The organism is Rhodococcus sp. P3_B8 (genome assembly GCF_056402775.1).
In genome coordinates this window covers 1-5574 of the sequence record NZ_JBFUGT010000376.1, presented here as the reverse complement: position 1 = coordinate 5574, position 5574 = coordinate 1, and the positions used below count along the sequence as shown (strand labels likewise).

General features: G+C 64.5%; 6 protein-coding genes and 1 pseudogene. 5 read left to right on the top strand and 2 right to left on the bottom strand.

Annotation, left to right across the window (positions count from 1 at the left end):
• Positions 1–73: 73 nt before the first annotated feature.
• Entirely contained in the window at positions 74–649 is a 576-nt protein-coding gene (locus AC1D1G_RS40720) for a TetR/AcrR family transcriptional regulator (protein WP_477956441.1), read from the bottom strand.
• Positions 650–783: 134 nt separating this feature from the next.
• Between AC1D1G_RS40720 and AC1D1G_RS40715 the strand changes: the two genes are divergently transcribed.
• The 5 genes and pseudogenes from AC1D1G_RS40715 to AC1D1G_RS40695 all read left to right on the top strand — a co-directional run.
• The gene (locus AC1D1G_RS40715; protein ID WP_477956440.1) at positions 784–1698 is read left to right on the top strand and encodes an alpha/beta fold hydrolase; all 915 of its coding nucleotides are present in this window, start codon (positions 784–786) and stop codon (positions 1696–1698) included.
• Positions 1695–2696 carry an NADP-dependent oxidoreductase gene (locus tag AC1D1G_RS40710; RefSeq protein WP_477956439.1) on the top strand — a complete coding sequence of 334 codons (1002 nt, stop codon included), beginning with the start codon at positions 1695–1697 and terminating at the stop codon, positions 2694–2696. The genes AC1D1G_RS40715 and AC1D1G_RS40710 overlap by 4 nt, the downstream gene beginning before the upstream one ends.
• Before the next feature lie 28 nt (positions 2697–2724).
• Positions 2725–3576, top strand: a complete 852-nt coding sequence (locus tag AC1D1G_RS40705; protein ID WP_477956438.1) for an alpha/beta fold hydrolase — start codon at positions 2725–2727, stop codon at positions 3574–3576.
• A 43-nt stretch (positions 3577–3619) separates the two neighbouring features.
• Positions 3620–4333: an SDR family oxidoreductase gene (locus AC1D1G_RS40700; RefSeq protein WP_477956437.1), complete on the top strand. Its 714-nt coding sequence runs from the start codon at positions 3620–3622 to the stop codon at positions 4331–4333.
• A pseudogene (locus AC1D1G_RS40695) lies at positions 4326–4991 on the top strand (NAD(P)/FAD-dependent oxidoreductase); the annotation flags it as partial. The gene AC1D1G_RS40700 and the pseudogene AC1D1G_RS40695, both read left to right, overlap by 8 nt.
• A 10-nt stretch (positions 4992–5001) precedes the next feature.
• On the opposite strand, the gene AC1D1G_RS40690 reads toward AC1D1G_RS40695, so the two are convergent.
• The gene (locus AC1D1G_RS40690; RefSeq protein WP_477956436.1) at positions 5002–5505 is read right to left on the bottom strand and encodes a helix-turn-helix domain-containing protein; all 504 of its coding nucleotides are present in this window, start codon (positions 5503–5505) and stop codon (positions 5002–5004) included.
• Between the last annotated feature and the right edge of the window lie 69 nt (positions 5506–5574).

The window sequence follows — 5574 nt, the reverse complement described above, 5'->3', positions numbered from 1 at the left end:
GGTCCACTGCGTACGGGTTCGGGTGTGGTCGCGCGTGGTCGTTGTCATTGACGTCGCTTCCCAGTCGGTTGCTTTATTTTTCGAGTAGGCGAAACGCGTTCGCGAGCCCGGACGCGAGGATCTCATTGGACAGCGTCGGGTCCGACACCGCCCGCGACAGTTGCAGGGCGCCGATCAGGCTCGACATCAGGCCGATCGCTATCGTCCGCGCCGCGGCTGTGTCATCGATGTGGGTACGACTGGCGACGATGGTGATCATCGCCTCGAGACCATCCGTGAACGATTCCTGCACAATCGGTTTCGACCGACTGATCTCGCTGAGCAGGGCAGCGGAGGGACATCCGTCCTCTCGTTGGTCACGGTGACTCGCCGACAGATAGCCCTCGATGTAGGACTGCAACGAGTGACCGTCGTCGGGTAGCGCCCGCAGAGCATCCAGCTGCTTCGTCAGCTGATCGGCCAAGACCACCGCGACGAGTTCGTCCTTCGACGCGAAGTGCGCGTAGAACGCGCCGTTGGTCAGCCCGGCGTCGGACATCAACGCACTCACGCCGGCCCCGTCGATCCCATCGTTCTTCAGACGTCGACCCGCCGCCTCCACCACCCGAGCGCGCGTCTGCGCCTTGTGCTCGCTGCCGTATCTCGCCATGTCGATGATCCTCCGTACTGCCGCGTCCTTGCCCTACCGAAGTCTATCCGATAACCTTACGACCATAATAGTATGAGCGTAATTCAATCGGGCTCTCATAGGCCAGGCTCACTTCCTTCGGATAGAGGACAGACATGGCAACCAACCACGGCGCACCAGCCGACACCCGCACCTGGACCACGGTGCCGACCAAATCCGTCCTCGCCGGCGGCGTGAACTTCGCTTACCGTGAGCTCGGCCCCACGGGAGGCGTGCCCGTGGTGTTCCTGCACCACTTCGCCGCCGTTCTGGACGACTGGGACCCCCGCATCATCGACGGCATCGCCGCTCACCACCACGTCATCACGTTCGACAACCGCGGCGTCGGCGCGACCGACTCGAAGGTCCCCGCCAACCTCGAGCAGATGGGACGTGATGCGGCCACGTTCATACGAGCACTCGGTCACGACAGCGTCGACCTACTCGGCTTCTCCCTCGGCGGTGGGGTAGCCCAGATGGTCGCCCTGCAGAATCCGACACTGGTTCGGCGAATGGTATTGGCAGGCACCGGCCCACGGGGCGGCGGCGGAATCGACCAAATGCGCAGGATCGTCGGACGCGCCTACCTCAAAGCCGCCCTTGCCCGCAAAGATGCCCGACACTTCCTGTTCTTTCCACGCACGACCGAAGGCAAACGCTCCGCCGACGCCTATTTCGCCCGGCTCGCCGAACGTGCCATCGACCGAGACACACGCATTTCGATGCAGGCCCGCCTCGCGCAATTGAAAGCAATCATGGGCGGCGGGAAAGCAGCACCCGACGACCTGTCACAGATCACCGCGCCAGCGTTCGTCGCGAACGGCGACAACGACCTCATGGTCGCCAGTGAGCACTCCGCCGACCTCGCGCGGCGTCTTCCCAATTCGCAGTTGACCATCTACCCGAGCTCGGGACACGGCGGCATATTCCAATACCACCGCGAATTCGTCCCGGAAGTGCTCGCATTCCTCGGCGAGGAGCCGCACACCGCCGCCGCGTCCTCCGCGACCCACACTGGCGATCAGTCGTGAAAGCCTTCGCCTTCGCTGCGTACAAGCGGCCTCTGCAGGAAACGACCGTGCCGGAACCGATCGTGGGCGACCATGACGTACTCGTCGAAATTCAGGCAGCCGGCCTCAACCAGCTCGACGAGAAGATCCGCATCGGCGAGTTCAAACAACTGCTCCACTATCCGACGCCGTTGACTCTCGGACACGATCTGGCCGGTACCGTCATCGGAGTCGGCGCCCGCGTTCGACAGTTCTCCGTCGGCGACGAGGTCTACGCGCGCCCCCGCGACGGCCGAATCGGCACCTTCGCCGAACGCATCGCCGTCCACGAGGACGACCTGGCGCTACGACCGACGTCGATCAGCGTGGTCGACGCCGCCTCACTCCCCCTCGTCGCGCTCACCGCCTGGCAAGCTCTCGTCGACAGAGCGAATGTGCAACCCGGGCAGAAAGTTCTGATCCACGCCGGTGCGGGCGGAGTCGGATCGATCGCGATCCAGCTCGCCAAGCATCTCGGGGCGAGCGTCGCCACCACTGCCAGCGGTCGAAACACCGACTTCGTCCGAGAGCTCGGCGCGGACGTCGTCGTCGACTACCGCACCGAAGATTTTGCAGACGTTCTCGACGGGTACGACGTGGTCGTCGACAGCCTGGGTGGGGACAACCTCGAAAGATCACTGCGCGTGCTCCGGCCGGGCGGCAAGGCAATCGGTATCGCCGGCCCACCCGACCCCACGTTCGCCCGCACCGCCGGCGTCAATCCGATCGTTCGTCTCGCGATCACCGCCCTGAGCCGCAAAATACGCAGACAAGCCGCGAAAGCGGGCGTGAGCTACGAATTCCTTTTCATGCGTGCCAGCGGTGAGCAACTACGCCGCATTACCGAACTCGTCGACCACGGCGCGATCCGTCCGATCGTCGGACGAACGTACCCCTTCCACGAGACACCGGAAGCACTCACGGCCCTCGCCTCGGGTGGCATCCGCGGCAAAGCCGTCATCACCCTGCCCACCGCCTGAACCCAGCGAATCGCCGGAGACCACCCCCATGAGCACCCAGAGCAATCGCGCCACCTACGCATCAGCCCCGACAAAGACCATCACCGCAGGCGGGAACACCTACGCCTACCGCGAATTGGGACCGAAAGACGGTATCCCCGTCGTCTTTTTCGTCCACCTGTCCGCCAACCTCGACAACTGGGACCCCCGGATCGTCGACGCGATCGCACGGGACCGCCACGTCGTCACCTTCGACAACGTCGGTGTCGGCGCGTCCACAGGGAAGGTGCCGGACACCATCGAGGCGATGGCCGCCGACGCCTACACCTTCATCACCGCGCTCGGCTTCGACACAGTCGACCTGTTCACCTTCTCGATGGGCGGTTTCATCGCCCAAGATCTGATCCTCGAGCACCCGCACCTGGTCCGCAAGCTCATCCTCACCGGAACAGGACCACGCGGAGGCAAGGACATCGACAAGGTCTCCCGAACGACCTACGTCGACATTCTGCGCGCAACGCTCGTGCGGGCCGACCCCAAAGAGTTCCTGTTCTTCAACCGCAACCCAGCCGGCAAGACCGCTGCGAAGGCATTCATCGGGCGACTCCACGAACGCAGCACCGACCGCGACACCGCCGTCGGAATATCCGTTTTGCGAACACAACTCGCCGCCATCGAAAAGTACGGGCGCTCCGCCCCGTCGGACCTGTCCCGCATCACCGCCGACACCCTCATCGCCAACGGCGACCACGACCGCATGGTCCCTACCCCACTGTCCGAAGATCTACGACGCCGCATCCCCGGCTCCGAACTGATCATCTACCCAGACTCCGGCCACGGAGGAGTCTTCCAATACCACGACAAGTTCGCTCCCGTCGCCGTCGAGTTCCTCGGTCTCTGAACACCTCTCGGTATACACGCCCTTTTGGATCGGAGAACACCGCATGCCCTCAGTACTCGTCACAGGAGCCGGCCGAGGCATCGGTCTGGCCATCTGCCACCGCATGAGCGAAGCCGGGTGGACCGTCTACGCAACCGCCCGCTCGGAGTCGGCGCTCGCCCGCCTCGACCAGCTGCATCACGTCCACGCGGTCCCGCTCGACATCACCGATCGAACGGCGATCGCGGCACTACCACGACGCCTTCCAGCACGGCTGGACGCCGTGGTCAACAATGCCGGCATCATCGTCAGCGGACCGGTCGAAGGCCTGCCGATCGAGGACCTCTCGCGTCAACTCGACGTCAACGTAGTCTCGCAGATCGCCGTCACCCAAGCCGTCCTGCCGGCGATCCGAGCAGCACACGGCCGCATCGTGTTCATGTCCTCGGTCAGCGGCCTGATCACCACCCCGGGCACCGGCGCGTACAGCGCATCGAAATACGCGATCGAATCCCTCGGTGACGCACTGAGAATCGAACTGCGTCCGTGGAAGATCCCCGTCTCACTGATCGAACCCGGACCCATCCGTACCGACATGTGGGAGGGAATGCTCGACGACCACGACGCCATGACCGCACGGCTGAGCCAAGAAAACAGAGAACTCTACGCAGCGCACCTCGCCGGCAGCCGCAAGCTCCTGGGGCGAATGCAAAAGATTGCAGCTCCGCCGAAACGCGTCACCACGGCAGTCCACCACGCTCTGACCTCGCCGCAGTGACGACGTGACCTCATCTCGGACAGATCGGGTGGGCGAGAAGTCCTACCACTCCCACACGGTGATCCTGGCCATGGGTTCGGCGGCTCGCTATCTCGACGTCCCCGGTGAGCAGCGACTGATCGGGCGGGGAGTGAGCACCTGCGCGACCTGCGACGGCTTCTTCTTCCGAGAGCACGACATCGCGGTGGTCGGTGGTGGCGACTCGGCGATGGAAGAGGCAATGTTCCTTACGCGGTTTGCACGGTCCGTTACGATCATTCACCGCCGCCAAACCTTTCGCGCCTCGAAGATCATGCTCGAGCGCGCACGCGCGATTCCGAAGATCCACTTCGAGACCGAAGTCGAGGTGGCTGAGGTGCTCGGCGACAGGACAGTGTCCGGACTTCGCCTCCGCGACGTCCACAGGGGCACCACACGCGACCTCGCGGTGACGGCCGTCTTCGTGGCCATCGGTCACGACCCGAGAAACGAGCTGGTGAAGGGCGTCGTCGACCTGACCCCCACGGGCTACGTCGAGGTGTCCCACCCCGGAACTCACACATCGGTGGACGGCGTGTTCGCCGTCGGCGACCTCGTGGACGACCATTACCGCCAGGCCGTCACGGCAGCGGGGACAGGGTGCCGCGCCGCGATCGACGTGGAGCGCTGGCTGGGCTGACCACGCCGGTTCAATGTAGCGCAGGAACGTTGGCGATCACTTCCATTGACAAGTCCAAGCTCGAGGCCATCCATTTGCCAGCACCCGTTGGGGGCGGCGTACTCGAAACTGCGGCGTGAACGGGGCTTCTTGCGTGGCTGAGGAACGATCTGGCCACACTCCCGTAGTACCCGGTACCCGGTACCCGGTACACCGTCGAGCGCGACGGGGTCGGGTCGAGTCCCTGGGCTTCGAGGCGCCACACGATCGAGATCGGGCCGTTGTCGAAGCCCTCGTCGTCGAGTTCCTTGCGGGCACGCACGATCGCCTCACGCACCTCGGGTCCGGTACCGGTCGGGCTGTGGTGTGGCCGGGTCGAGCGGGTGGTGAACGCTGCGGCGCCCTCGGTGCGGAACCTGCCCACCAGGACGTAGAAGGTATTGCGGGAGATGCCCTGCTCTCGGCACAGGCGGGACACGTTCACCCGTGCCCCGCCTGCGACCGCCGAGACCGCGGCCACGATGTCCGGATTCATCGAAAACCCTTTTCCACCCATGCCCGATTGTCACGGGCACGGGTCGTCAGTGTCCTCGATGTCCTGAGA

Bases quoted from the DNA above. Each gene is read 5' to 3' on its own strand.
- AC1D1G_RS40690 (WP_477956436.1), bottom strand. From the start codon at position 5,505: ATGAATCCGGACATCGTGGCCGCGGTCTCGGCGGTCGCAGGCGGGGCA.
- AC1D1G_RS40705 (WP_477956438.1), top strand. From the start codon at position 2,725: ATGAGCACCCAGAGCAATCGCGCCACCTACGCATCAGCCCCGACAAAG.
- AC1D1G_RS40715 (WP_477956440.1), top strand. From the start codon at position 784: ATGGCAACCAACCACGGCGCACCAGCCGACACCCGCACCTGGACCACG.
- AC1D1G_RS40700 (WP_477956437.1), top strand. From the start codon at position 3,620: ATGCCCTCAGTACTCGTCACAGGAGCCGGCCGAGGCATCGGTCTGGCC.
- AC1D1G_RS40720 (WP_477956441.1), bottom strand. From the start codon at position 649: ATGGCGAGATACGGCAGCGAGCACAAGGCGCAGACGCGCGCTCGGGTG.